This window comes from Pseudomonas asiatica, from assembly GCF_009932335.1.
Taxonomy (GTDB): domain Bacteria; phylum Pseudomonadota; class Gammaproteobacteria; order Pseudomonadales; family Pseudomonadaceae; genus Aquipseudomonas; species Aquipseudomonas asiatica.
The window spans coordinates 1,900,851-1,924,862 of record NZ_BLJF01000001.1; the positions used below are offsets into that span (position 1 = coordinate 1,900,851).

Sequence of the window (24,012 nt, forward strand, 5' to 3'; positions counted from 1 at the left end):
CGCGTAAAAAATATATGTTGGGGTAGTGCGGCCAGATATCAAGTGAAGGAAATGCATACTCGCCGATTTTACAAAATTGATAAAATGATTACCCTTTTAGTAGCGGGAGAATCAGTCTCGCTATTTCAGGTGAAGGCTGCATGCTTGGCAACGTTGTCCGGCAAGAAGTGTACGATGGTAGTTAGTGATGCGAAGCACACGGGATTGGCGTTTCTGTGTAATCGCACGCTTGATATTCATACGTATTTACCCTTCGGGTATTCTGCCCAGGCGCTTATCCATCCGTTGAGGCCTGGATATAATGGAGAATGGTTGTGTTCAGCTTCAGGTGGGTATCTGTTAGGGAATGGTCATCGCGTATTCAAGCCACAACGCATGGGTTTCGAATCGCCAGACGCATTAAGCCCCTTTGGGGCCGGAGGTATTAACGCTTACACTTATTGCCAAGGCGACCCTTTAAACTATGTGGACCCGTCCGGACAGTTCAGGATTGGCCGGCTAAAATTTTCTAATCTCTTCAGGTGGCCATTCAGAAAACGTGTGCGAGTCAGCGATCGTCAAGTGAGCAAGGGCGTCGCGGCTGTTACGAAAGCGCTGGTGGGTGGCTCAGAGCAGCAAAAAGCATCGCTTCGAAAACTCAGTGAGGATCGCCGTGCTTTTAATGAACTCTCAAATGAAGTATTAGCGCTCGGTTCGACTGCCTTTGGCATCTCATGGCGTGGCTCTGATTATCGTGGCATCATTACGGATATTGGTGTTGAGCCGTTTTATTGGCAGCAAAGAAAATTTTCGTATGCACATCAAATTAGTCTGCTGGAGGATCGAAAGGCCTTCCTAACAGCATTTGTGGGGGCTGGGCCGGATCAAGACCTTATTCCTTTGGCACAAGCTGTAAGTGCCAGTCAGGCGTTGATCAGGTCCGGGGGTCAAAGGCCTCCCGCAAGGCATCCCCAATAAAAACCAGCAGCGACAGAATCACCGCCAGGGCAAAGAACGCGGTAAAGCCCAGCCACGGCGCCTCCAGGTGCTGTTTGCCCTGGGTCACCAGCTCTCCCAGCGAAGCGCTCCCGGCCGGCATGCCGAACCCGAGAAAATCCAGTGCAGTCAGGGTGGTGATCGCCCCGGTCAGCATGAACGGCACATAGGTCAGCGTCGCGTTCATGGCATTGGGCAGGATGTGCCGCAGCATCACCTGGCTGTCTGGTAACCCCAGCGCCCTTGCGGCCTTGACGTACTCCAGGTTGCGACCGCGCAGGAACTCTGCGCGCACCACGTCGACCAGCGTCAGCCAGGAGAACAGCGCCATGATCCCCAGCAGCCACCAGAAGTCCGGCTCGACGAACCCGCTGAGGATAATCAGCAGGTACAGCACCGGCAACCCCGACCACACCTCCAGCAGGCGCTGGCCGACCAGGTCGATCCAACCACCGTGGTAGCCCTGCAGGGCTCCGGCCGCCACCCCGATCAGCACGCTGACCACGGTCAGGGCGAAGGCGAACAGCAAGGATACCCGCGTGCCATATAGCACCCGGGCCAGCACGTCGCGGCCCTGGTCGTCGGTACCCAGCCAGTTGCTTGCGCTCGGCGGGCTGGGGGTGGGCACCTGCAGGTCGTAGTTGGGGGTATCGGCGCTGAACGGGATGGGGGCGAACAGCATCCAGCCACCTTGCTGCTCGATCAACTGGCGTACATAGGCGCTGCGGTAGTCTGGCTGGAACGGCAGCTGGCCGCCGAACTGCTGCTCGGTGTAACGCTTGAGCGCCGGCACGTACAGGTCGCCCTTGTAGCCCAGCAGCAGCGGTTTGTCGTTGGCCACCAGCTCGGCGCACAGGCTCAGCAGCAGAAGTGCGGTGAACAGCCACAGCGAAACCCAGCCGAGGCGGTTGCGGCGAAAGCGTTGCAGGCGACGACGCGAGATCGGCGAAAGCATCAGTATGCCCTCGCGTCGAAGTCGATACGCGGGTCGAGCAGGGTGTAAGACAGGTCACCGATCAGGCGGATCAGCAGGCCCGCCAGGGTGAAGATGAACAGCGTGCCGAACACCACCGGGTAATCGCGCGACACGGCCGCTTCGTAACTCATGCGGCCAAGGCCATCGAGCGAGAAGATCACCTCGATCAGCAACGAGCCGGCGAAAAACACCGTGATCAACGCCTGCGGCAACCCCGCCACCACCAACAGCATGGCATTGCGCAGCACGTGGCCATACAGCACCCGGCGTTCGCTCAGGCCCTTGGCGCGGGCGGTAACCACGTATTGCCGGGAAATCTCGTCGAGGAAGGCGTTCTTGGTCAGCAGCGTCAGGGTGGCGAAGCCGCCGATCACCAGGGCGCCGACCGGCAGCACCAGGTGCCAGAAGTAGTCGGCGACCTTGCCCAGCAGGCTGAGCTCATCGAAGTTGTCCGAGACCAGGCCGCGCACCGGGAACCAGCTGAGCGAGGTGCCGCCGGCGAACAGCACGATCAGCAACAGGGCGAACAGGAACGAGGGCAGGGCATAGCCGACCACGATCAGTGCACTGCTCCAGGCATCGAAGCGGCTGCCATGGCGCACCGCCTTGCGGATGCCCAGCGGGATCGACACCAGGTAGGTGATCAGCGTGGCCCAGAAGCCCAGCGACAGGGTTACCGGCAACTTGTCGAGGATCAGGTCGGTGACCTTGGCGCCGCGGAAGAAGCTGTTGCCGAAGTCCAGCCGGGCGTACTGGCCCAGCATCAGCCACAGGCGCTCGGGGGCGGACTTGTCGAAGCCGTACTGGCGCTTGATCTCCTCGATCAGTTTCGGGTCCAGGCCACGGGTGGCACGTGACTCGCCGTGCACCACCTCGGCCCGGGCACCGGGAGCGCCACCGCCGATACCTTGCAGGCGTGCCACCGCCTGCTCCACCGGGCCTCCCGGTGCGGCCTGGACGATCAGGAAGTTGACCAACAGGATCGCCAGCAGGGTCGGGACGATCAGCAGCAGGCGGCGCAGTATGTAAGTGGTCATGGCGAGGATTTCCGGCGTTCGGCCATTTGCGCGTTGGTCAGCGCGGCAGGGCTGACTTCCCACCAGGTGTCCAGGCCTTCGTCATAGGCAGCCTGGACCTTGGGCAAGCCGAAGCGGTTCCACCAGACAGTGGAGCTGCCCGGTGGGTAGTAGTTGGGGATCCAGTAGTAGTTCCATTGCAGCACCCGGTCCAGGGCATGGGCGTGGTACAGCATGTCGGCCTGGGTGTCGGCGCGCACCAGGCCGTCGATCAGGCGGTCCACGGCAGGGTCCTGCAGCACCATCAGGTTGTTCGACCCAGGGTCGTGGGCCGCTGCCGAGCCGAAATAGTTGTACAGCTCGGCGCCAGGCGACAGGGTGACCGGGTAGCCGGTGACGATCATGTCGTAGTCACGTGCCATCAGGCGGTTGACGTACTGGGCCGAATCGACGTTGCGGATGTCCAGGGTCACGCCAATCTGGGCCAGGTTGCGCTTCCACGGCAGCAGCAGGCGCTCCATGCCTGCCTGGCCGTTGAGGAAGGTAAACGTCAGCGGCGTGCCCTGGCTGTTCACCAGGCGGTCGCCTTCGGGGCGCCAGCCGGCTTGTTCGAGCAGCGCCAGTGCCTGCAGCTGCTGCTTGCGGATTATCCCCGAACCATCGGTGACCGGGGCGGTAAACACGGTGCTGAAGACTTCGTCCGGCACCTTGCCGCGCAACGGTTCGAGCAGTTTCAACTCGCCGGCATCCGGCAGTTGGCGGGCGGCCAGCGGGGTATTGGAGAACACGCTCTGCTGGCGGATGTACATGTTGCGCATCATCTGCCGGTTGCTCCACTCGTAGTCCCACAGCATGCCCAGCGCCTGGCGCACGCGACGGTCCTTGAACTGCGGCCGGTCGAGGTTGAACACGAAGCCTTGGGCCACCTGCGGTTTGGCCGGGCCCAGGTGGGCGCGCTGCAGGCGGCCGTCGTCCAGTTGCGCGCCGTTGTAGCCCAGGGTGTAGGCGGTGGCGGAGAACTCGCGGTTGTAGTCGTAGCCGCCGCCTTTGAGCACCTGCCGCGCCACTTCGGTATCACCGAAGTACTCGATGCGCAGCTTGTCGAAATTGTAGCGGCCACGGCTGACCGGCAGATCGCGCGCCCACCAGTTGGCATCGCGCTGAAAGGTGATGCTGCGGCCGTTGTCGATGCGCCCGATACGGTACGGCCCGCTGCCGACCGGCTTGTCGAAGCCGGCGCCGTTGGCAAAATCGCGCTGCTGCCAGTCGTGTTCGGGCAGAACCGGCAGGCTGGCGAGGTCCAGTGGCAGGGTGCGGCCGTGGTCAGGCTTGAAGTCGAAGCGCACGCTGTGTGGGCTTTCCACCACGACGGTGGCAACATCGGCGAACTGGGTGCGATACCTCAGGCTGCCCTTGCTCATCAGCAGCTCGAAGGTAAAGCGTACGTCCTCGGCGCGCACCGGCTTGCCATCGGCGAAGGTGGCGCGCGGGTCGATCTCGAAACGCAGCCAGGCATCCTCCGGGCCGCGCTCCATGCGCCGGGCGATCAGGCCGTAGACGGTGTAGGGTTCATCGAACGAGCGCACGGCCAGTGGCGCGTACAGCAGGCCATCGACCTCGCTGACACCGATGCCTTTGTCGATGTACGGCAGGATATGGTCGAACTGGCCAATCTCGATGGCCGAGCGGCGCAGGATGCCGCCTTTGGGGGCGTCGGGGTTGACGTAGTCGAAATGCCGGAAGTTGGCGCTGTAACGGGGGGCTTCGCCGTAGACGGTGAGGGCGTGGGTGGGTGCAGCCTGGCTATTGAAGGAAAAACAAAGCAGAAAAAGGTAACACAGGGCCTGTGGGAGCGGGTTCACCCGCGAATGCGTCCGTTCACGCAACGTCGTTGCCTGATCTGGCGCTTTCGCGGGTGAACCCGCTCCCACAGGGGACATGAGCAGCTACTGGCTACTTAGTCCTGGCGGCTGGTCACTTCCAGCAGGTGGTAGCCGAACTGGGTCTTGACCGGGCCTTGCACGGTATTGATCGGGGCGCTGAACACCACGGTGTCGAACTCCTTGACCATCTGGCCCGGGCCGAACGAGCCCAGGTCACCGCCCTGGCGGCTGGACGGGCAGGTGGAGTTGGCTTTGGCGATTTCAGCGAAGTCGGCGCCTGCTTCGATCTGGGCTTTCAGTTCGTTGCATTTATCGATGCTGCTGACCAGGATGTGGCGGGCGGTTGCACGGGCCATGGGTACTGCTCCTTGGGGTAAAAAAGGCAAGCCTAGCGCACTTGTCCAGGGTATGTCTCGCCAGGCTTGCGTCCCGCTGCCTAGAGTTTTTGTGCCGCCTCGCGCAACAGGGTTTCGGTCGAGGCCCAACCCAGGCAACCGTCGGTGATCGACACGCCGTATTTCAGCGCGCCCTTGCCCAGCGCCTGGCAGCCGTCGAACAGGTGCCCTTCGATCATCACGCCGACGATCGAGCGGTCGCCGGCCAGGCGCTGCTCCAGCACATCGTTGAAAACGGCCGGCTGACGCGCCGGGTCCTTTCCGCTGTTGGCATGGCTGCAATCGACCATGATCCGCGCCTGCAACCCGGCCTTGGCCAGCGCCTGGCGGGCCATGGCGATGCTGTTGGCGTCGAAGTTCGGGCCCTTGTGGCCGCCGCGCAGCACCAGGTGGGTGTCCGGGTTGCCCAAGGTCTCGATGATGGCCGGGTAGCCCTGCGCATCCATGCCGAAGTGGCGGTGCGAGTGGGCGGCACTGCGCATGGCGTCGCTGGCGATGGCGATGCCGCCGTCGGTGCCGTTCTTGAAACCGACCGGTAGCTCCAGGCCACTGACCATTTCGCGGTGGATCTGCGACTCGGTGGTGCGCGCGCCAATCGCGGCCCAGGCCAGAAGGTCATCGAAGTAGCCGGCGGCCATTGGCTGCAGCAGTTCGGTGGCAACCGGCAGGCCGCGTTCGATCATGTTCAGCATCAGCCCGCGGGACAGGGCGATGCCGGCGTGCATGTCGTCGCTGCCATCGAGGTGCGGGTCGTAGGCCAGGCCCTTCCAGCCGACCGTGGTGCGGGGTTTTTCGACGTAGGCGCGCATCACCAGCAGCAGCTTGTCGTCGACTTCGCGGCTGAGGGCGGCCAGGCGGTCGGCGTATTCCAGGGCCGAGCGCGGGTCGTGGATCGAGCACGGGCCAACGATCACCAGCAGGCGCTGGTCGCGGCCTTCGAGGATGTCGCGGATGGCCTGGCGGTGGGCATGGACTTGCTGGGTAAGTTCGCTGGACAGCGGCATTTGCTGCTTGAGCAGGTGCGGGCTGGGCAGGCGCTGGCTGACGGTGGTGTTGGCTGCTTGCGGCTGGGTCAGGGCGAGGCTGGAAGCGTGCATGGCGTTTTTTCCCTGGGCGGACGGCGGGTTCTGGCCCGCGTCGTCGGCCCTATCGAGGTGTTCGACAAATCGTTGAATTCGTATTGGCTGCTGCATTGCCACCTGTGGAAGACCGAACGGAGGCGGCAGGCTGGCCCGAACGGGATTGGCTAAATCGCCAGGCGTAGGTGTTTGCGTAGTAATAAGTGGCGTAGTTCATGAATCTGTCCTCAATGTGAATCGGTGTTGTTCAAAGGCCTGAAAAGCAAAACCCCCGGTCGGGGAGCCGACCGGGGGTTTGAGTATTCTCATGTTCGGCGGCCCCTCGAAGGTGGGCGCCGTGTGGGTATCGGCGCCTAGTGGCTAAACCAATACCCAAAGTAATAGCTGGCAGGTGCCACGCAGCCGGCAACGGCCAGCACAGGGCGCAGGGTGCGGCCGGTGTGGTTGGCGTGGTTGCGGGTGTGTTTCGGCATGTTGCTCTCCAGTGAATGAGCCCGAGCTTACTTCAGTTCGGCTGGGCCATTCAATGGATAAATGCTATGGGGGTGTTTAATTGTTCCGGTACGGCCAGGCTCAGTGGCCATAGCGCCCGACCAGGCTCTGCGCCCCCAGCGCGTGGCCTTGCAGCAGTTGCAGCAGGCCGCTGCGGTCCAGGCCTTCGGGCAGGGTACCCAGTGGCAGGTCGGTGGCGATCAGCGTCAGCGCGTAGTGGTGCGGGTTGTCGCCGGCGGGTGGGCAGGGGCCGCGGTAGCTGAGCGTGCCCCGAGAGTTGCGCCCTACGGTCACGCCTTGCCCGGTCAGCCCGGCGACGCCTTCCTTCAGCCCATCCTGGGCCGGGTCGATGTTGTAGGCGATCCAGTGGACCACGCCAATACCCTTGCCGCCGTCCGGATCGAACATGATCAGTGCCAGCGACTGAGTGCCTGCGGGGAGGTTGTCCCAGCTCAGTTGCGGGGTGCGCTCTTCGCCAGCACCACAGGCCGGGTCCGGGCCAACCTGCTGCAAGGCGATCACGCCGCCATCGGTGAACGACGATGAGCTGATCGACAGCGCGCCCTGGCTGCCAGCGACGGCCAAGGCGCTGCACGGCAGCAGGGCGGCGAGCAGCCAGGGTTTGAGGTTCATGGTGAATCCTTGGCAGGGCGTTCCGGCGCAGTGTAGCCCAGGCCGGCCTCAATGGCTGTCCTGGTCCTCGGCGGTGCCACCGGTGTGCCCGGCGCCGGAGCCGGTTGCTTCGCCGGTGCTGTTCGAGCCGCCAGCGGCGCCGTCGGCGGCATCGCTGTTGCTGCCGGTGTCGCTGCTGTCATTGGTTTCGCTGCTGCCTGGGCTGTTGACGCTGCTGTCTTCACCGGCGGTCTTGCCACCGTACTGGTCGGTTTGCGGGCGGCTGTCGGTGTCTGTGTCGGTGGCGGCGAAGCTGGTGCCAGTGACGCTGACCAGGGCGAGGGCAAGGCACAGTGAAAGTGGGCGAATGCGGATCATGGAACCTCTCCTTTACGGATGATCTGTCATTCGTTGGGCTGGGGGCGGGGAGTGAGGTGCCGTCTGGGCGACGGATGGTCATTGTTGCGGGCTGCTGTGCAGCCCGCTCGATTGCAAGGGGGCCGCGCAGGCCCCGAGGAAGGCGATCAGCGGCAGTTGCCCGCCTTGCGATAACCCGCCGCCTGCGCCTCACCCTCTGTGGCGAAGGTGACCTGGTTCTTCGCGGTAACCTGGGTATAGCCTGGGCAGCCGACGGAAAGGTGATAGACATGGCTGTTGCGGTTGCCAAGCACCGCCCCCACCGACCCGGCACTGGCCAGGCTCGGCTTTGCCTCTGGCTTGGCAGCCTTCGCCGGCACCGCTTGCACCACGCCACTGCCGACTGGCTTGTAGTTGGCGGTCCATTTGCGTTCCCCGGTCACGAAGGGGTTGGCATGCCCCATGATCGCGGCAATGCGCCGGTCACGCTCTTTCTCCCAGGCCGACACTGGGTGCTGTTTGTCCCAGGCCATCAGCAACTGCTGCTGTTGGCGCGACATGCTCAGCTTGTAACGGTCGTACATGTAGAAGGTGGTGCGGGCGACCAGGCCTTTCACTTCGTCGCGTGGTTCGGCAGCACGCTGCACGAAGTCCACCTTGGTGGTGCACTGCCCGTATTGCCCTGCATTGCCAGCAACCATGCCGTAGTTGAAATTGCTGCGATCACCGTTTACCTCGCCCACTGCCGGGTACAGGTTGAACAGGTCGGCCTCCATGGCGCGGAACACCGGGTCGTCATCCACGCAATGTTCGCGGCCGCCATTCTTCCAGCACTGGCGCTGGTTGCCGAAGGTGTAGGCCGGCACGATGTGTTCCCATTCGGTGCGTTCGGCGCGGTTCTGCTGCTTGCGGGTCTGGTAGCCGCACGAGGCGGCATCGATACGCCCGCCAGACTTGCCCACCCAGGCCCATTTGCAACCGCAGTACAGGTCGCCCATGGCACTGCTGGCCTGGTCCATGTACACCTTCTGCTTGGCCACCACCTTGGCCTCGGTGAAGGTCGCCGGCGGGCTGGCCAGGGCAGGGAGGGTGAAGGAAAACAGTAAGGATACGGCGTAAAGCAGTGATTTCATGGGAAAAACATATTTCAGGTTGGGGCATGCATTGTAATCATTTCCCTGGGGCTGGCCAGCTCGCCGATCCACACCAGTGGGCGGCGCGGGTCGTCGCTGCCCATGCTGCTGAACGTGGCCGAGTCGTGCATCGCCTTGAGCTGGGTGGCCATGCGCAGCAGGCGCTCGATGAAGCCGGTACCGACGGCGCCCAGTACCACGGTGAAGCGAGGGCTAAGCTGCCCGGCCAGGCGCTCCTGGACCAGGTCGAGTAGCGCGACCGGGACTTCGTCGGGGCGCAGTGAAGTGGGGAAGCATGGTGTGAAGGGTGGCATGGGCATGTCCTGCTAGGCGGGGGTACGAGTCCTAGGCAGCTTAAGCAAGGTCACTGTCAAAGGGGTAAAAGCGGGTAATGCTCAACGCCAGCTCGGTGCGGTCTCTGTAGGAGCAGCCTTGTGCTGCGAAGAGGCCAATCATGCCTCTACATTTCCGTCGGCCGTGCTGGCCTCTTCGCAGCACAAGGCTGCTCCTACACGGAGTCAGGCATCAGAAGGTCTGTCCCAGCGAGAACTGGAAGATCTGGGTTTCTGCCCCATCCGGCTTCTTAAGCGGTGCCGCCGGGACCGCACAAATTTCAGGCATTGTGCGGTCTCTGTGGGAGCTGGCTTGCCGGCGATGGGCTGCATGGCAGCCCCGTTCACGCTATCTGTCAGGCCTCAACCTTAATGCCCACCCTTCATCCGCCGTGCCACCAGGTAGATCCCCAGCCCGACCAGCGCCGTAGCCGCGCCAATGTACCCGGTGCTGGTCCAGCCCATACCTGCGGTAATCGCCATGCCACCCAGCCACGGCCCCAGCGCATTGGCCAGGTTGAACGCCGCATGGTTGGACGCCGCCGCCAGGCTTGGCGCTTCATGGGCAATGTCCATCAGGCGGATCTGCAACGGCGCCGCCAGGGCAATCATGGTGCCGACCAGGCCAATGCCCAGCAGCAGGCTCCACAGCGCCTGTGCGGCAAAGCTGAAGAACAGCAGCACGGCAATCGACCACACCAGCACCAGCCCGACGGCGCGGAACTGCAGGCGGTCGAACAGCTTGCCACCGGCGATGTTGCCGACGATGCCGCCGACGCCGAATGCCGCCAGGCCGAATGGAATCCACTGCGGCGACACCTGGGTCACCTGCAACATGGTCGGCGCCAGGTAGCTGAACACACAGAACATGCCGGCAAAGCCGATCGAGGCGATGCCCAGCGCCATCCACACTTGCGGCAGGGTGAAGGCTTGCAGTTCCTTGCGCGGGTCGCTGCGCACTTCATCGTGGCGCTGGGGCACGAAGCGCCAAACCAGGGCGATGGTGCACAGGGCGATCACGCCGACCAGCACGAACGCCGAGCGCCAGCCGAAGTACTGGCCCAGCAAGGTGGCAACCGGGTTGCCGAGCAACATGGCCACGGTCAGCCCCATCATCACCCGGGCCACGGCCCCCGCCCGCTGGTCCTTGGCCACCATGCTCGATGCCACTACCGCCGCGATGCCGAAGTAGGCACCGTGGGGCAGGCCGCTGATGAAGCGGAAGGCGACCAGGCCACCGAACGAGGGGGCGAAGGCGGTAGCCAGGTTGCCAAGGGCATACAGCGCCATCAACAACAGCAGCATGTGCTTGCGCAACAGCCTGGCACCGATGATCGCCAGTGTCGGGGCGCCAACCATCACCCCCAGCGCATAGGCGCTGATGGCATGGCCCACCTGGGGCTCGCTCAATTGCAGATTGCTGGCGATATCGGGCATCAGCCCCATGATGGCGAACTCGCCGGTGCCAATGGCAAAGCTGCCCAGTGCCATGGCAGCTTCCATCTTCGCGACGGTACTTTTGCTAGAGAGAGGGGGTAATTCCTGAACTGACATCTGGATCCTTGTGAAACATGCTGAAACGTTCAAGGTGGGATCATAGTCAACTCGCGATAGTGACGTCGAGCAGGGTGGAGTCAACGTTCCAGGTAATGGGTCTGCGCGGCAAAATCGATGAAGCGCTTGCTGGCCAGCGACAGGTATTCCCCCGAGCGCCAGCACAAGCGGAAGCTCATCTGCTGCGCTGGCTGGAACGGTACGCCGACGATGCCCGGTGTGCGCTGTTGCACCGAGCGCAGCAGGGTCGCCACGCCCATGTTGTCCAGCGCGGCTTGTACCACCAGCGATACGAAGTTGCTCTGCAGCGCTACCTGGTACGTGATGCCATGTTCGGCGAAGAACGCATCCAGCAGGTGGCGCTGCACGAAGGTGCGGTCGAACACCACCATGTCGGTATTGCGCAGGTCCTCGGCTGTGAGGAAGGCCTTGCCAGCATAGGGATGGTCAGGGTGCATGCACGCTAGCATCTCATCGCTGCCCAAGAGGATCGATTCCTTGTCGGGCGGCACGCGCCGGGACTCCAGCAGCGCCAGGTCGATCTCCCGTTGTTCCAGGCGATGACCAATGTCCTCTGCACTGCCTTCGAACACGGTCATGGCAATACCCGGGTACAGCTGGCGGAAGGCGTTCATCAGGCCGGGTACATAGTGCAGGCCGAACATCGGCGGGATTCCCAGGCGCACTTCGCCGCGCTTCAGGTCGGCCATGTCACGCAGTTCTTGCCGCGCCACATCCATTTCGCGCAGGGCCGATGCGATACGTGGCAGGAAGCGTTCGCCCTCGGCTGTCAGGATGACTTTGCGCGTGGTGCGGTTGAACAGAGTGACGCCCAGTTCTTCTTCCAGGCGGGTAACGGCCATGCTAAGTGCCGGCTGGGCGATATGCAGGTGCTGCGCGGCTTTGGTGAAGCTGCCTTGGCGCACGATCTCGACGCAGCAGCGCAATGCCTTTAGGTTCATTGAGGGGGGTTACCGTTCATAACAAGCTGTGATGCCAAGCATCATAACAATATATTTATTATTATTAACCAGAGGGCCTACGATGCGCGCCACTGAGACATCCTGCAACATCTCAGTCACGCAGCTTAATAAATCTGCAATCCCACAAAGATTTTGAGGTAGTACCCCAAATGGCCAAGGCCGCCGATGTCGTTGTGCAATGCCTGGAAAACGAAGGTGTCGAGTATGTGTTCGGCATTCCTGGTGAGGAAAACCTCGACCTGCTCGAATCCCTGCGCAAGTCGAAGATCAAGCTGGTACTTACCCGTCACGAGCAGTCCGCAGGTTTCATGGCTGCCACCTATGGTCGCCTGACCGGCAAGACCGGCGTCAGCCTGTCGACCCTCGGCCCTGGCGCCACCAACCTGGTCACCGCCAGCGCCTACGCCTACCTGGGCGGCATGCCGATGATGATGATCACCGGCCAGAAGCCGATCAAGAAGTCCAAGCAGGGCCGTTTCCAGATCATCGACGTGTGCGGCATGATGGACCCCATCACCAAGTACACTCACCAGTTCGCTTCCGCCGACAACATCCCTTCGCGCATGCGTGAAGCCTTCCGCCTGGCTGAAGAAGAAAAGCCGGGTGCCGTGCACCTGGAGCTGCCGGAAGACATCGCCGCCGAGCAGACCGACGCACTGCCGATCCCGCCAAGCCTGCACCGCCGCCCGTTGGCCGAGCACGTGGCGATCGACGCAGCCGTACAAAAGCTGCTGAATGCCCGCAACCCGATCCTGGTGATCGGCGCCGGCGCCAACCGCAAGATGACCGCCAAGGTCCTCAAGCAGCTGATCGACAAGACCGGTATCCCGTTCATCACCACCCAGATGGGCAAAGGTGTGGTCGACGAGCGCCATCCACGCTTCCTGGGCAACGCCGCGCTGTCGTCGGGTGACTTCGTGCACCGCGCCGTCGAAGCCGCCGACCTGATCGTCAACATCGGCCACGACGTGATCGAGAAGCCGCCGTTCTTCATGGTCCGTGGCGGCACCGAAGTCATCCACATCAACTTCCGCTCCGCCGAGGTCGATGCCGTGTACTTCCCGCAGGTGGAAGTGATCGGCGACATCGCCAACGCCGTATGGCAGATCAGCGAAGCGCTGAACGACACGTCGCACTGGGACTTCACCCGCCTGATGGCGATCCGTGAAGCCAACGAAGCACAGATCGCCGAAGGTGCCGACGACAACCGCTTCCCGGTCTACCCGCAGCGCATGGTCGCCGACATCCGTCGCGTGCTGCCGTCCGAAGGCATCGTTGCCCTGGACAACGGCATCTACAAGATCTGGTTCGCCCGCAACTACAAGGCGCACAAGCCGAACACCGTACTGCTGGACAACGCCCTGGCGACCATGGGCGCGGGCCTGCCATCGGCCATGGCCGCGCACCTGGTGCACCCGGACCGCCCGGTAATCTCGGTTTGTGGCGACGGCGGCTTCATGATGAACAGCCAGGAGCTGGAAACTGCGGTACGCCTGGGCATGCACATCACCGTGGTGATCCTGCGTGACGACGGCTACGGCATGATCCGCTGGAAGCAGGCGAACATGGGCTTCACCGATTTCGGCCTGGACTACGGCAACCCGGACTTCGTCAAGTACGCCGAAGCCTACGGTGCCAACGGCCACCGCGTGGAAAGCGCCGAAGGCCTGCTGCCGCTGCTCGAGCACTGCATCAAGACCCCGGGCGTGCACGTGATCGACTGCCCGGTCGATTACAGCGAGAACGACCGCATCCTCAACAGCGAGCTGCGTGAGCGCGCGCTGGCGGTGTAAGGCCTGACAGGATCGGCGCCACCTCAAGGCTGGCGCCGAACCTGTGTAGGAGCGGCCTTGTGTCGCGATGGGCCGCAAAGCGGCCCCCCGGATTTCAGCATCAACGCAACAATCGCCGGGGCTGCCATGCAGCCCATCGCGACGCTAGGCCGCTACTACACGGCTAGCTACCTGCCTCAGAATCCGCCACCGCAAACACCGGCGCCGCCGGTGCCATCCAGAGCATCGCTCAAAGCGCCGTATCGACCAGAGTGGACAGCTCAGGCTTCCTCGAAGTGCATCTCCGGGGGCTTGCGCTTGAAACCACGGGTAATCACCGTCAGGTAGAGCACGCCGAGGCAGAGCCAGCCTGCCCCCAGGTAGATCGCCAGGTGATCAAGACTTGCCATCAGCCACAACGTGGATGCAAAGCCCACCAAGGGGAACGCGAGGTACATCAGTAGCGCGTTCGCACCACGCTGCTGCATGGCGACCCAGTAGTGGAAGATCACAGCCAGGTTGACCAGGCTGAACGCGAGAAATGCACCGAAGTTGATGAACGAGGTGGAGGTCGTCACGTCCATGCGCAAGGCAAGCAGGGCGACCACCCCGCACAGGATGATGCTGGGCACCGGCGTGCTGAAGCGTTCGCTCAACCTTCCGAAGAATGACCTGGGCAGCACTCCGTCACGCCCCATCGCATACAGCAGCCGGGAGGCGCTGGCCTGTGCCGACAGGCCAGAAGTGAACTGGCCGACGATCAGCCCCAGCAGGAAGATGCTGACGAAGATGTCGCCACCGATGTTCTGGGCGATTTCATAAGCCGCCGCGTCGGCGTTGGCAAAGTCGGTGGACGGGTGAGCGAGCTGAACGAAGTAGCTGCAGGCGATGAACAGCCCGCCACCGATCAGGGTGATCAGCAGGATGGCTTTCGGGATGTTCTTGCGTGGTTCCTTGGTTTCTTCGGTCAGGGTGCTGACCGCGTCGAAGCCCAGGAATGAATAGCAGGCAATCGCCGCACCGCTCATGATCAGCGGCAACTGGGTGCCTTCCTTGTAGAACGGCTCGAGTGTCCACAGCGGTACCGTGGGGTCGCCCCAGACATAGTGCACCGCCAGTGCAACGAACGCCGCCAGCACCAGCAGCTGAATGAGCATCAACAGGCCATTGACGGTCTTGGCCAGCCGCAGGCCGATCACATTGATCGTTGTGGTGATGCCGATGAATGCCAGCACCCAAATGGCTTGTGGCACGCCCGGGAACGCCGAGTGCAGATAGGCCGCGCCAATGAGCCAGATCGCCATGGGCAGGAACAGGTAGTCGAGCAACACCGCCCAACCGGTGATGAAGCCCAGCTGCGGGCTGATCGATTTGCGCACATAGGTATAGGCGGACCCGGCGACCGGGAAGGCGCGCGCCATGTGGCCGTAGCTCAAGGCGGTAAAGAGCATGGCGATGGCTGCAGCGAGGTAGGCTGCAGGTACCCTCCCTCCCGTGGTCTCGGCCAGGATACCGAATGTGCCCAGGACGATGATGGGGGTCATGTAGGCGATGCCGAAAAGCACCACCGAGCCCAGCGAAAGCGTTCGCTTGAGTGTGGCCATTACTGCTTGCTCCAGCTTGTGATTGTTATTCAGAGTCGAACACGCTGCCGTCCCTGGCGGCCTTGCATTCCAGTAATAGAGCCTGGAAGGGTGGAATTTTCAGGAGGGGATGATCAGTTCGCGAAGGCCGTTGGCGTGCTCGACCTGTTCACCCGGCAGCTGGATGCGGCGCTGGGCGATGTAGGTGTAATCGCGCCGTGACTGCTGCAGTTGGTCCATGGCCAGCTCGACGGTTATCCGGCACTCGCCACGGCCGGCTTCGCACAGCAACTGGCCGTACGGGTCGACGACGGCACTGCCGCCGGCGAAGACCAGGCCGCCATCACCATCACCCACGCGGTTGACCATGACCGCGAAGGCCTGGTTTTCCATGGCGCGTGCGGTGATGGCGGTTCTGTGGGTGGGCCCGTACGGGTCCATGTTGCCGTTGGTGACGATGATCAGTTCTGCGCCCAGCTGCCCCAGGGCACGGGCGGTTTCCGGGAACTCGATGTCGAAGCAGATCAGCAGGCCGACACGGATGCCTTTGAACAGGGCTGTCGCAAAACGGTCGCCAGGGGTGAAAACCCCGCAGTCCGATGCCCAAAGGTGGGTCTTGCGATAGGTGAGCGCTACGCCTTCAGGCGTGACCAGCACGGTGGTGTTGTAGAAACGACCGTCGTCTGCGGCTTCGGCCATCCCGACGACCACGGCAACATTCTGCGCTTGTGCGGCCTGTTGGACTGCCGTGATGCTCGGGCCATCCAGTGGCTCGGCGATGCGGCCGATATTTTCTTCGGTTGGGAAGCCCATCAGCTGGGTTTCCGGAAAGACCAGCAGATCGGTATCGGCGCCGCAGTTGCCGATCGCCTTGATGGTGCGCTGCAGGTTGTACGCGGTATCGCCATCGCGACCGGCCAGTTGGACAAGCTCTACCTTCATTTCCAATCCTCGACTAACAGCTTCGACCGCCATGCCCTGGCGGCATGGGGTGTAAAAAACGATCCCGGTACAGGTTCGCTCAGCGTAAGCTAGCCCGGATTATGGGGTGGTCATCATGGCGGGGGGTATTACGCCCACGTGGTAACCCAACAGGGGTAGAGGATGAATTTTACGCTGCACGACATCGCCTGGCACCGATCGGTAGGCCAATTGATCGAAACCCTCGACAAGGACCACTTCTGGACAGCCTTGGTGCGGTTGCTGAACGAGTACGTTGCCTGCGACAGCTGGGTTGCGCTGCTGTTTTCCGCAGGGCGCCCGCAGGTGTTCGCCGAGTGCCCCAGTGCAGACGGCAACCCTGACCCGCTGTTCCAGGACTACCTGAAGGGCTTGTACCTGCTGGACCCTTTCTACGTGGCCAGCCGAGAATCCGGGGGAACTGGCCTGGTGCGCCTGTCGGATGTGGCCCCTGAGTGTTTCGAGCAGACGGACTACTACCAGCGCTATTTCCGGCTTAACGTGGTTGCCGATGAAATTCAGTTCAACGTGCAGCTGGATGCGCAGCGCACGCTGTGCCTGTCGTTGGGTAGCAAGCGCCGGTTCAGCATCGAACAGGTCACCCTGCTGGAACTGTTGCGGCCATGGGTCACTGCGCTGATGCGTCAGCGGATGACGTTCGAGCGGGAGTTGCTGGAAGAGGCCACCAAACCTGCGCCGCACTGGCAAAGCCGCATGGAGGACAGGGTCGAGCAGATGGAGTCGCCGCTGACCGGGCGTGAGCTGGAGGTGGGGCGGCTGATGCTGAGCGGGTGTTCCAGCAAAGAAATTGCGCGCAAGCTTGAAATCTCCGTGGAGACAGTGAAAGTGCACCGCAAGCATATGTACAGCAAGTTGGGTATCAAATCGCAGTCGGAGCTTTTTTCGCTGTTTCTTCAGGCCCAGCTGGGTTGATTCAGGCTAGCTGCATGGCTCCACTGGCTTGTGATGAATACTGTCGCACCCAGGCCTGCGCTGCATCTTCAGATTCGACTGGTAATTAAAAATGACCCGCCCGCTGTTTGTTTCCATCGATGGGCCCAAGGGCACTGGCAAGACCACGCTTCTGGAGGCGGTTACCAAGGCCTTGCGGGCTGACAACAAGAAAGTGATCCGGCTTTGCGAGAAAAAAAGCGACCCCTACCGGGGGGAAACCATGGCCCTTGTCAATCAACTGGTCAGAAACCCCTCCCGGGACCTGGAGTTGAGGGTATGCGAGCGCTTCGCCGAAAGCCGTGCCTGGATTTCCCGACACGTGCTGCCCAGGCAGCCAGCGGGCAGCATCATCCTGATCGATCGCTGGTACCCGTCTGATGCCGCATTTCGCCGCAGCGTGGCGTTCGACGAGATTCTGCGCCTGAACCTCGAACGAAATGTACAGGTGCCCGATTTGCATGTCGGCGTTGTCACGGCCCCCGGTACTTCATGGGCAAGAGCCGCGGCACGGACGCGCGGGCTGGGCAGTACGGTGATCCATAGCCTGGACGAGCAGGTTGCCTGTACCGAGGCGTTCGAGCGTGCGGTTGCGGAACACGGCTGGGTATTGTGCCGTAATGAAGGGGCCATCGAGGATGCAACGCGGCAGATAGTGGCCGAGATCGATGGCGTGCTTCGACCACGTCATCGACCGCAGTGCGATCAGTGCTGAAACAACAGCAAGTACTGGTTACTGCTTCATGGGCATATCCATCATCGACGACTGCTGATCCATCATCTTCATCATCATGTCCATCATTCCGTCGCCCATACCCATGCCACCCTTGGCTCCCGACATTCCCATGCCCGAACCCATGCAGCCCGCAGCATGTTGCTGGTGCAGCATGGCCATGCTCTCCTTCATTGTCTTCATGCCCTCGCGCATGGCGGCCTGGCGCTCGGCAGGGGTCTTCGCGGCTGCGGCTTTGTCATGAGCAACCTGCATCTTGTGCATTTGCTCGCTCATCGCCTTGTGCATGGACGACCCGGAAGTTGTACTGGCGGCTGGGGCGCTGGTGGAGGCGTCGCCAGCCTGATTTTTGTCTTCGGCATGCGCCATGAATGCACTACCGGCCAGAACAACAGCAAGAACCAACTTCAATTGCGTTTGCATGGCGAACTCCACTTTTATGGATATATACGACGTGCCTCAAGGCCTTGGTATGCCTGGATGATTGCAGTCTAGGCGGCCATCTGGTCGCGAATTTGACCTGCATCAAACAAGTGCAGCTTCATGCACTTTGAATAGGCTGGCTAATCTCATTGAAATTGTCGGCATAGGGGTCGTGGTATTCTTCAACTTTCTTACTGAACCGTTAATTGTTCTCTTGTTCCTGTTCCGGGAGAAATACGATGGCAATTGATTGGCTGGCCTTTACACCATGGTCCGCGCTGGCCGGTGGTGTGTTGATCGGGCTGGGGGCTGGGCTGTTCGCGGTGGTGAATGGCCGTATTGCAGGAATCAGTGGTTTGCTCGGTTCGATGCTGCAGCGAGGCGGGGAAGGGCGCAGAGAAAAGCTTGCCTTTCTTTTGGGGCTGCTGGCAGCCCCGTTGCTTTGGGGGATATTTGCCACGCTGCCGTCAGCCCGTTTCACCACGGCATCCTGGACACTCATCGCGGCGGGCCTTCTGGTAGGGTTGGGGACGCGCTACGGCAGCGGTTGTACCAGCGGCCACGGCGTCTGTGGCCTGTCGCGCCTGTCACCCCGTTCGGCGGTGGCAACGCTGTGCTTCATGGCTACCGGTTTTGCCACGGTGTATGTGGTCCGCCATCTCGTACAAGGGGCCTGAAATGCCGGTGTTCAGTGGTTTCATCGCCGGGCTGCTGTTCGGCGTGGGGTTGTTGCTGGCAGGCATGGCCGACCCCGCCAAGGTGCTCGGCTTTCTCGACATCGCAGGGCAATGGGACCCTTCGCTGGCGCTGGTGATGATCGGGGCGATTGCCGCAGCATGGATACCGATGCGCTGGGCGAGCGGTCATCCAACGGCCCTGCTGGGTGGGGCGATGCAATTGCCTGGCCGACGTGATGTGGACCGCCGCCTTATCGGCGGCAGCCTGGTATTCGGCATTGGCTGGGGGCTTTCGGGCATCTGCCCGGGGCCGGCCCTGGTGCTGCTGCCTGCAGGGTACTGGCAGGCCTGGCTGTTCGTCGCTGCGATGCTGGTTGGCATGGGGTTGTTCCAGTGGCTTGAGGCGCGTCGTGGTAGCTGACATCCAGCTTTCCAGAGCAGGCCGCTGTATGTACGCACCTTGGTGGATGCTGCATCATGCCTGGCCATTTACCGCCCCACGGAGAAAACGATGATCAAGACCGGCGATACACTGCCCGACGTAACGCTTTACCAGTACAGCAACGGCGAGGGCGGCTGTGCAATCGGCCCGAACGCGTTTTCCCTGCACGCGCGCTGCAAGCAGAAAAAAGTGGTTATCTTCGGCTTGCCTGGTGCCTTCACGCCTACCTGTTCGCAGCGGCACGTACCGGGCTACGTGGCCGCGGCCCAGGACCTGTTCGCTGTCGGGGTTGCCGAAATTCTCTGTGTTTCGGTCAATGATGCGTTCGTCATGAATGCCTGGGGTGTAAGCCTGCAGGTGGGCGATGAGGTCATGATGATCGGCGATGGCAATGGTGAATTCAGCGAGGCGCTGGGCCTGATCCAGGACCTCTCGGCGCGCGGCATGGGCCGGCGCTCGCAACGCTATGCCATGCTGGTCGACGATCTGGTGGTAAGGCACATCGCGGTCGAAGCACCCGGCAAGTTCGAGTGCAGCGATGCTGCGAGCATGTTGGCTGTTTGTAAGCTCTGAAGGCATACACAGTTCATGTGGGAGATAGCTTAGCCCTTTGGGATGCGCTATCACGCAGAAAACAAATATCGCTCGCTTGACGCGTTCTTTGTAGGAGCAGCCTTGTTCTGCGAAGAGGCCCGTACTGGCATTGCATATCTGTTGCCTATACCGGCCTCTTCGCAGCACAAGGCTGCTCCTACTGGACCCTGCTAAATCAAAGGTTCATGTGTTGCGCCTCACGCCACTAGGACAACGTGTCTTCTGGAGGCAGGTAGGGAAGGGCTAAACTGGCGCCAGTTCCAGACGTTTCGCTTTGCCGTCGCTGCCTGCATACCCAGGAGGTAACTCATGGCTTCTGCACCTGAAAGGCTCTTTTTCGAGGACTTGCAAGTAGGTGAGTCCTTCATGAGCGGCTCGTATGAAATGACCCAGGAGCGGATCCTGAGTTTCGCCTCGGAGTTCGACCCCCAGCCATTCCATACGGACCCCGATGCTGCACAAGAAACCTTTTTTGCTGGGCTGGCTGCTAGCGGCTGGCATACCTGCGCAGTCAGGCGTAAGGCCTCGAACTGTCCACATCATTCAATGCTCATGGGCATGCGAGTGAACGGTCAGGGCACCCGGCACCTTGGTCCGTTCGAGCCCGCCGTGGTCCAGCCACCGAAGCGTCTGCTCATAGGCCCGCTCCAGCAACGACTCGGTCTGGTCGAAGTTGAATACCGAGACATCGACCGGGCACAAGGGCGGAACGATATGCAGGCTGGTGAGCGTGCGGAAGTGTTCGATGTCACTCACAAGCTGGCGCATGCTCATCAGGTTGACAGTGTGCAGGGCCAAGGCGACAAGGCCGCGGGGCGGTTGAGTCAAGGCGCAGCTGAGCCCGGTGGGAATTACCACGACATTGCTGGCGCCCAGCGCTACGGCAGTCGAAATAGGCGTGTTGCTTGCCACACCGCCATCCACCAGGAACTGGCCGCCGATCTGCACGCAAGGGAACACCAGCGGTATCGCGGCGCTGGCCAGTAGCGCCTGCTCGAGTTCGCCATTGCACAGCACTGTCTCGGCACCACTGAGCAGGTCGGTGGTGACGATATGCAGGGGCAGTTTCGCATCCTCGATGCGATGGATCGGCAGCGCCTTGCCAAGCAATCGGTGCAAGGCCGCTGGTTGCAGCAGGAAACCACGCCGTTTGAGCAGGCCTCGGCAGGTATCGAGCCAGGACAACGGAAAGATGTCGGTTCTGCTCAGGCCTCGCCAGAATTCGGCGAGAGTCTCGACACCCTGAGCGTTGGGCCTTGCTGCAAAGTAGGCACCGTTGATGGCGCCTACCGAGGCGCCAACCACCATGTCGAACTGGACTTCGGCTTCGACCAGGGCCCGCAGCATCCCCACCTGGACCGCACCCAGACTGCCGCCGCCAGCGAACACGATTGCGGTTTGCGTAGGCATGATTGCTGTCTCTGCACAGACGTGTGTCGACTGAGTGTAGTTGGCCGGGTGCCGGCGGGGCTGGGTGCTGCCAGTGCCGCCCACCTCTCATTTCTTGCCCGGCAATACCGAACCGAGAACCTGCCTGGCCGTCTGCACGATGACCTGAGCCGGTCGTCGTCGCTGCTGAACGGCTGCACTCAAGCCAGGATCAATCGAGCTGAGTCGCCCGATTTCATTCAGCCAGCAGGAGTTACAGCGATGGCCCAGTACCTGTACCTGATCAGCTACATCCTCGACAACCAACCCGGCACCTGCGAATTGCGCAGCGACCAGGAGGACCTGAGCCGCGAAGCAGCGCGCGATTACCTCCAAGGCCTGCACCGCAACGAAGCGTCATCTTTCACTGACGTGCAGGTGCAACGTCTGGAGCACGACCATGAGCCAGGCACGTCACCGGGGCATTATCAGCAACCATGAAAAGGTGAGGGCTGGCAGATGAAAAGAAGAGGTGAAACCTATAGAAAGTGGTGCGACCCGATCCTGCACCATCAAACCCATGAGGAAACGCTCGGAACCGGCACTTGCCTGGAAGTGCAGACGCGCTTGTCACGCACAGGCGCCACGCAGTTGTTCATTGGTGTCTATCGCACCGACGGTTCGGTGCTGTGCGAACGGATCTACGACCAACGCGCGGGGGAAACCATGAGGCGTGCGTTGCTGTGGGGTGTGGGATATGCCCGACGCGTCGCGGGTGAGGGCGAGGCGTTGCATGGCGAACCGGCAGGTAGCTGATGATTTATCTCGGTTGCGCTGGCTGGAGCCTGTCGAGCCGTTACGCCGAGGCATTTGCGCAGCCCGGCAGCCACCTGCAACGCTACGCCACCCGCTTCAATGCAGTGGAAATCAACAGTTCCTTCTACCGGCCCCATCGCCCGGAAACCTATGCCCGTTGGGCTGCGTCCGTACCTGAGCATTTCCGCTTTGCGGTGAAGGTGCCCAAGGCCATCAGCCATGAGCAGCGGCTCTGCGGGTGCGAGGACGCGCTGGACAGGTTTCTTGCTCAATGCGGTCAGTTGGGCGACCGCCTGGGTTGCCTGCTGGTACAACTGCCGCCATCGCTTGGCCATGACCCCCAGCATGCGCGACGTTTCTTCGAAAGCCTGCGGCAACGGTATGACGGGCCGGTAGCGCTGGAGCCCAGGCACGCCAGCTGGCAATCGGCGCAGCCGATGCTGGTCGATTTGCGCATCGCCCAGGTTGCCGCGAGCCCGTCGCGCTTCGTTACCGATGCGCAACCGGGAGGTTGGCCGGGGCTGGTCTACTGGCGCCTGCATGGCGAACCGAGGATCTACCACAGCGAGTATCCCGACGAATATCTGCAGCGTCTGGCTGAACGCTTGCAGCACAGCCTTGCCGCCGGAGTGCCCACCTGGTGCATTTTCGACAACACCGCCTCCGGCGCTGCGATAGCCAATGCACTGGCTTTGGAGCGGCATTTGCGCTGAGGAAGTGATGGAAGCATGGCGATGGAAAAGAGCGATGACCAATCAGTCAAAATTAATGAATCTTTTTACACGTCGCTCGCTCCATTAGTCTGAATTGGTGAAGGAGAGTGCAATGGCTGGACAGCAGTTGTATGTGATCGAGTACGAGCTTCATGGGGAATTTCGCACCTTCATCATCCGGCTCGAGCGTATGGACAACGCCGAAGCCTGGCACTGGGCAAGTTGCGATGCCGGCGTGGGTATCATTCCACGGTTCGGCCAGCACAAGATCAAGAAGGTCAGCCGGCCAATGGCTGAGCGCTACGGCATCGGCAATGTGCGCTGGCGGGTATCGGGCGACGGGCCGGAGTTCGTCGCACCGACCATTGATGTGAAGAAGTTTTCCAATAGCGGTACCGGCAATACCTGAAGCTTGTTGTGCGCAAGGCCTGCCTGAAGTCTTCAGGCAGGCTTGCGCTCATGGGTTCGCTTCCCAAGTTTCGAGGCACCATCACTCTCACTTTCAGGAGCCAGTACGTGCCGCAAATCATCACTCCAGGCACCCCTGAACACGAGATCAGCGAGCGGAACGCCCGCATGTTCGGCTCGCCAAAGGAACGCCTGGATTTCTACCGCCGTGAAATCCAGTACGAGACCAGCATCCTTGCCAACCGCACTGACGCCTATCTAGCTGCCCAGTCGTTTCTGGTGATCGCCTTCGTGTCGTCAATGAGTAACCTCAACCAGAGCTGGGGCGAGATGTTCACGCTGGTGGTTCCCCCGTTTCTCGCATTGCTGGGCGTGTTGAGTTCACTCAATGCCTGGCCGGGCATTCGCGCGGCCTACAAGATCATCGAGCACTGGCAATTGAAACAGAGCCACCTTCTGCGCAGCGAGCCATTGATGGGCCTGGCATATGACGAATCGCCACTGTTCAGCGAGGCGGAAACCTCCCTGGCCGGGCACCGCAAGTCGTTGTTATTTTCGCTGCGTACGCCTTGGATATTCCTGGTCTTCTGGATGATTCTCGGTATTTACGCGGTCTTCATCCAGCTGGCGTGAGCGGCGCGGCTGCACCCCGAGACAAAGCGGTACTCCAATCGTTGTCGACGCTGATTACCGCCACCTTCAAAGCCTTTGCTCCGGTACCAATAACCAGGTTTGATTGCGCCATTTTCTTTGGGTCTCCAGACAAGTGTCATAGATCACAAACG

General features: G+C 61.7%; 27 protein-coding genes and 1 pseudogene. 13 read left to right on the plus strand and 15 right to left on the minus strand.

Annotated features, from left to right (window positions below):
• The first annotated feature begins 51 nt into the window (after window positions 1–51).
• Complete coding sequence (locus tag GYA95_RS08960) at window positions 52–957, plus strand: RHS repeat-associated core domain-containing protein (protein ID WP_085986362.1); 906 nt, start codon at window positions 52–54, stop codon at window positions 955–957.
• Here GYA95_RS08960 and GYA95_RS08965 read toward each other — a convergent pair.
• The 11 genes from GYA95_RS08965 to GYA95_RS09015 form a co-directional block, all read right to left on the minus strand.
• On the minus strand, window positions 914–1,930 hold the full coding sequence (locus tag GYA95_RS08965; protein WP_015270256.1) for an ABC transporter permease: 1,017 nt from the start codon (window positions 1,928–1,930) through the stop codon (window positions 914–916). The genes GYA95_RS08960 and GYA95_RS08965 overlap by 44 nt on opposite strands.
• A complete protein-coding gene (locus GYA95_RS08970) occupies window positions 1,930–2,988 on the minus strand; it encodes a microcin C ABC transporter permease YejB (RefSeq protein WP_015270257.1) in 1,059 nt (352 codons plus the stop codon). Before GYA95_RS08970 ends, GYA95_RS08965 begins: the two co-directional genes overlap by 1 nt.
• Window positions 2,985–4,913, minus strand: a complete 1,929-nt coding sequence (locus GYA95_RS08975) for an extracellular solute-binding protein (RefSeq protein WP_043935600.1) — start codon at window positions 4,911–4,913, stop codon at window positions 2,985–2,987. The genes GYA95_RS08970 and GYA95_RS08975 overlap by 4 nt, the downstream gene beginning before the upstream one ends.
• A gap of 11 nt (window positions 4,914–4,924) precedes the next feature.
• Window positions 4,925–5,206 carry a peptidylprolyl isomerase gene (locus GYA95_RS08980; RefSeq protein ID WP_015270259.1) on the minus strand — a complete coding sequence of 94 codons (282 nt, stop codon included), beginning with the start codon at window positions 5,204–5,206 and terminating at the stop codon, window positions 4,925–4,927.
• Window positions 5,207–5,286: 80 nt separating this feature from the next.
• Window positions 5,287–6,342: a 3-deoxy-7-phosphoheptulonate synthase gene (locus GYA95_RS08985; protein WP_015270260.1), complete on the minus strand. Its 1,056-nt coding sequence runs from the start codon at window positions 6,340–6,342 to the stop codon at window positions 5,287–5,289.
• A 555-nt stretch (window positions 6,343–6,897) separates the two neighbouring features.
• Window positions 6,898–7,449, minus strand: coding sequence for a YbhB/YbcL family Raf kinase inhibitor-like protein (locus tag GYA95_RS08990; protein ID WP_013972562.1), 552 nt, complete (start codon window positions 7,447–7,449; stop codon window positions 6,898–6,900).
• Window positions 7,450–7,497: 48 nt separating this feature from the next.
• Entirely contained in the window at window positions 7,498–7,806 is a 309-nt protein-coding gene (locus tag GYA95_RS08995; RefSeq protein WP_015270261.1) for a hypothetical protein, read from the minus strand.
• Window positions 7,807–7,952: 146 nt separating this feature from the next.
• The gene (locus GYA95_RS09000) at window positions 7,953–8,918 is read right to left on the minus strand and encodes an endonuclease (RefSeq protein WP_015270262.1); all 966 of its coding nucleotides are present in this window, start codon (window positions 8,916–8,918) and stop codon (window positions 7,953–7,955) included.
• Between the two features lie 14 nt (window positions 8,919–8,932).
• The gene (locus GYA95_RS09005; RefSeq protein WP_015270263.1) at window positions 8,933–9,232 is read right to left on the minus strand and encodes a hypothetical protein; all 300 of its coding nucleotides are present in this window, start codon (window positions 9,230–9,232) and stop codon (window positions 8,933–8,935) included.
• 387 nt (window positions 9,233–9,619) lie between these two features.
• Window positions 9,620–10,804 (minus strand): MFS transporter, encoded by a 1,185-nt coding sequence (locus tag GYA95_RS09010; protein ID WP_043935602.1) that lies wholly within the window; start codon window positions 10,802–10,804, stop codon window positions 9,620–9,622.
• Window positions 10,805–10,884: 80 nt separating this feature from the next.
• On the minus strand, window positions 10,885–11,766 hold the full coding sequence (locus tag GYA95_RS09015) for a LysR family transcriptional regulator (protein WP_015270265.1): 882 nt from the start codon (window positions 11,764–11,766) through the stop codon (window positions 10,885–10,887).
• A 170-nt stretch (window positions 11,767–11,936) separates the two neighbouring features.
• Here GYA95_RS09015 and GYA95_RS09020 point away from each other — a divergent pair, with 170 nt between their 5' ends.
• Window positions 11,937–13,580 (plus strand): acetolactate synthase large subunit, encoded by a 1,644-nt coding sequence (locus GYA95_RS09020; protein WP_013972567.1) that lies wholly within the window; start codon window positions 11,937–11,939, stop codon window positions 13,578–13,580.
• A gap of 260 nt (window positions 13,581–13,840) precedes the next feature.
• On the opposite strand, the gene GYA95_RS09025 is transcribed toward GYA95_RS09020, so the two are convergent.
• Together GYA95_RS09025 and GYA95_RS09030 are read right to left on the minus strand one after the other, a co-directional pair.
• Window positions 13,841–15,163, minus strand: a complete 1,323-nt coding sequence (locus GYA95_RS09025; protein ID WP_015270266.1) for an APC family permease — start codon at window positions 15,161–15,163, stop codon at window positions 13,841–13,843.
• A gap of 99 nt (window positions 15,164–15,262) precedes the next feature.
• On the minus strand, window positions 15,263–16,084 hold the full coding sequence (locus GYA95_RS09030; RefSeq protein ID WP_015270267.1) for a carbon-nitrogen hydrolase family protein: 822 nt from the start codon (window positions 16,082–16,084) through the stop codon (window positions 15,263–15,265).
• 162 nt (window positions 16,085–16,246) lie between these two features.
• Here GYA95_RS09030 and GYA95_RS09035 point away from each other — a divergent pair, with 162 nt between their 5' ends.
• A complete protein-coding gene (locus GYA95_RS09035) occupies window positions 16,247–17,035 on the plus strand; it encodes a helix-turn-helix transcriptional regulator (protein WP_015270268.1) in 789 nt (262 codons plus the stop codon).
• 91 nt (window positions 17,036–17,126) lie between these two features.
• Window positions 17,127–17,768: a dTMP kinase gene (locus GYA95_RS09040; protein ID WP_015270269.1), complete on the plus strand. Its 642-nt coding sequence runs from the start codon at window positions 17,127–17,129 to the stop codon at window positions 17,766–17,768.
• Window positions 17,769–17,786: 18 nt separating this feature from the next.
• Here GYA95_RS09040 and GYA95_RS09045 read toward each other — a convergent pair whose 3' ends face one another.
• Window positions 17,787–18,209 (minus strand): hypothetical protein, encoded by a 423-nt coding sequence (locus GYA95_RS09045; RefSeq protein WP_015270270.1) that lies wholly within the window; start codon window positions 18,207–18,209, stop codon window positions 17,787–17,789.
• A gap of 239 nt (window positions 18,210–18,448) precedes the next feature.
• Between GYA95_RS09045 and GYA95_RS09050 the strand changes: the two genes are divergently transcribed.
• The 4 genes and pseudogenes from GYA95_RS09050 to GYA95_RS28155 form a co-directional block, all read left to right on the plus strand.
• Complete coding sequence (locus tag GYA95_RS09050; protein WP_003258763.1) at window positions 18,449–18,886, plus strand: YeeE/YedE family protein; 438 nt, start codon at window positions 18,449–18,451, stop codon at window positions 18,884–18,886.
• Between the two features lies 1 nt (window position 18,887).
• Window positions 18,888–19,307: a DUF6691 family protein gene (locus GYA95_RS09055; RefSeq protein ID WP_015270271.1), complete on the plus strand. Its 420-nt coding sequence runs from the start codon at window positions 18,888–18,890 to the stop codon at window positions 19,305–19,307.
• A 90-nt stretch (window positions 19,308–19,397) separates the two neighbouring features.
• Window positions 19,398–19,901: a peroxiredoxin gene (locus GYA95_RS09060; protein ID WP_015270272.1), complete on the plus strand. Its 504-nt coding sequence runs from the start codon at window positions 19,398–19,400 to the stop codon at window positions 19,899–19,901.
• Window positions 19,902–20,306: 405 nt separating this feature from the next.
• Window positions 20,307–20,435: pseudogene (locus GYA95_RS28155) on the plus strand (MaoC/PaaZ C-terminal domain-containing protein); the annotation flags it as partial.
• Between the two features lie 30 nt (window positions 20,436–20,465).
• On the opposite strand, the gene GYA95_RS09070 reads toward GYA95_RS28155, so the two are convergent.
• On the minus strand, window positions 20,466–21,332 hold the full coding sequence (locus tag GYA95_RS09070; protein ID WP_015270273.1) for a patatin-like phospholipase family protein: 867 nt from the start codon (window positions 21,330–21,332) through the stop codon (window positions 20,466–20,468).
• Between the two features lie 240 nt (window positions 21,333–21,572).
• On the opposite strand from GYA95_RS09070, the gene GYA95_RS09075 reads away from it, so the two are divergent.
• From GYA95_RS09075 to GYA95_RS09095, 5 genes are all read left to right on the plus strand, one after another.
• Entirely contained in the window at window positions 21,573–21,791 is a 219-nt protein-coding gene (locus GYA95_RS09075) for a hypothetical protein (protein ID WP_013972583.1), read from the plus strand.
• An 18-nt stretch (window positions 21,792–21,809) separates the two neighbouring features.
• On the plus strand, window positions 21,810–22,106 hold the full coding sequence (locus GYA95_RS09080; protein WP_161551374.1) for a hypothetical protein: 297 nt from the start codon (window positions 21,810–21,812) through the stop codon (window positions 22,104–22,106).
• Window positions 22,106–22,819, plus strand: coding sequence for a DUF72 domain-containing protein (locus GYA95_RS09085; protein WP_015270274.1), 714 nt, complete (start codon window positions 22,106–22,108; stop codon window positions 22,817–22,819). The genes GYA95_RS09080 and GYA95_RS09085 overlap by 1 nt, the downstream gene beginning before the upstream one ends.
• 112 nt (window positions 22,820–22,931) lie before the next feature.
• Window positions 22,932–23,228, plus strand: a complete 297-nt coding sequence (locus GYA95_RS09090) for a DUF6555 family protein (RefSeq protein ID WP_015270275.1) — start codon at window positions 22,932–22,934, stop codon at window positions 23,226–23,228.
• Between the two features lie 107 nt (window positions 23,229–23,335).
• The gene (locus GYA95_RS09095) at window positions 23,336–23,860 is read left to right on the plus strand and encodes a hypothetical protein (RefSeq protein ID WP_015270276.1); all 525 of its coding nucleotides are present in this window, start codon (window positions 23,336–23,338) and stop codon (window positions 23,858–23,860) included.
• Window positions 23,861–24,012 lie beyond the last annotated feature (152 nt).

Bases quoted from the DNA above. Each gene is read 5' to 3' on its own strand.
- GYA95_RS08960 (WP_085986362.1), top strand. From the start codon at position 52: ATGCATACTCGCCGATTTTACAAAATTGATAAAATGATTACCCTTTTA.
- GYA95_RS08965 (WP_015270256.1), bottom strand. From the start codon at position 1,930: ATGCTTTCGCCGATCTCGCGTCGTCGCCTGCAACGCTTTCGCCGCAAC.
- GYA95_RS08970 (WP_015270257.1), bottom strand. From the start codon at position 2,988: ATGACCACTTACATACTGCGCCGCCTGCTGCTGATCGTCCCGACCCTG.
- GYA95_RS08980 (WP_015270259.1), bottom strand. From the start codon at position 5,206: ATGGCCCGTGCAACCGCCCGCCACATCCTGGTCAGCAGCATCGATAAA.
- GYA95_RS08985 (WP_015270260.1), bottom strand. From the start codon at position 6,342: ATGCACGCTTCCAGCCTCGCCCTGACCCAGCCGCAAGCAGCCAACACC.
- GYA95_RS08990 (WP_013972562.1), bottom strand. From the start codon at position 7,449: ATGAACCTCAAACCCTGGCTGCTCGCCGCCCTGCTGCCGTGCAGCGCC.
- GYA95_RS08995 (WP_015270261.1), bottom strand. From the start codon at position 7,806: ATGATCCGCATTCGCCCACTTTCACTGTGCCTTGCCCTCGCCCTGGTC.
- GYA95_RS09000 (WP_015270262.1), bottom strand. From the start codon at position 8,918: ATGAAATCACTGCTTTACGCCGTATCCTTACTGTTTTCCTTCACCCTC.
- GYA95_RS09005 (WP_015270263.1), bottom strand. From the start codon at position 9,232: ATGCCACCCTTCACACCATGCTTCCCCACTTCACTGCGCCCCGACGAA.
- GYA95_RS09010 (WP_043935602.1), bottom strand. From the start codon at position 10,804: ATGTCAGTTCAGGAATTACCCCCTCTCTCTAGCAAAAGTACCGTCGCG.
- GYA95_RS09015 (WP_015270265.1), bottom strand. From the start codon at position 11,766: ATGAACCTAAAGGCATTGCGCTGCTGCGTCGAGATCGTGCGCCAAGGC.
- GYA95_RS09020 (WP_013972567.1), top strand. From the start codon at position 11,937: ATGGCCAAGGCCGCCGATGTCGTTGTGCAATGCCTGGAAAACGAAGGT.
- GYA95_RS09025 (WP_015270266.1), bottom strand. From the start codon at position 15,163: ATGGCCACACTCAAGCGAACGCTTTCGCTGGGCTCGGTGGTGCTTTTC.
- GYA95_RS09030 (WP_015270267.1), bottom strand. From the start codon at position 16,084: ATGAAGGTAGAGCTTGTCCAACTGGCCGGTCGCGATGGCGATACCGCG.
- GYA95_RS09035 (WP_015270268.1), top strand. From the start codon at position 16,247: ATGAATTTTACGCTGCACGACATCGCCTGGCACCGATCGGTAGGCCAA.
- GYA95_RS09040 (WP_015270269.1), top strand. From the start codon at position 17,127: ATGACCCGCCCGCTGTTTGTTTCCATCGATGGGCCCAAGGGCACTGGC.
- GYA95_RS09045 (WP_015270270.1), bottom strand. From the start codon at position 18,209: ATGCAAACGCAATTGAAGTTGGTTCTTGCTGTTGTTCTGGCCGGTAGT.
- GYA95_RS09050 (WP_003258763.1), top strand. From the start codon at position 18,449: ATGGCAATTGATTGGCTGGCCTTTACACCATGGTCCGCGCTGGCCGGT.
- GYA95_RS09055 (WP_015270271.1), top strand. From the start codon at position 18,888: ATGCCGGTGTTCAGTGGTTTCATCGCCGGGCTGCTGTTCGGCGTGGGG.
- GYA95_RS09060 (WP_015270272.1), top strand. From the start codon at position 19,398: ATGATCAAGACCGGCGATACACTGCCCGACGTAACGCTTTACCAGTAC.
- GYA95_RS09070 (WP_015270273.1), bottom strand. From the start codon at position 21,332: ATGCCTACGCAAACCGCAATCGTGTTCGCTGGCGGCGGCAGTCTGGGT.
- GYA95_RS09075 (WP_013972583.1), top strand. From the start codon at position 21,573: ATGGCCCAGTACCTGTACCTGATCAGCTACATCCTCGACAACCAACCC.
- GYA95_RS09080 (WP_161551374.1), top strand. From the start codon at position 21,810: ATGAAAAGAAGAGGTGAAACCTATAGAAAGTGGTGCGACCCGATCCTG.
- GYA95_RS09085 (WP_015270274.1), top strand. From the start codon at position 22,106: ATGATTTATCTCGGTTGCGCTGGCTGGAGCCTGTCGAGCCGTTACGCC.
- GYA95_RS09090 (WP_015270275.1), top strand. From the start codon at position 22,932: ATGGCTGGACAGCAGTTGTATGTGATCGAGTACGAGCTTCATGGGGAA.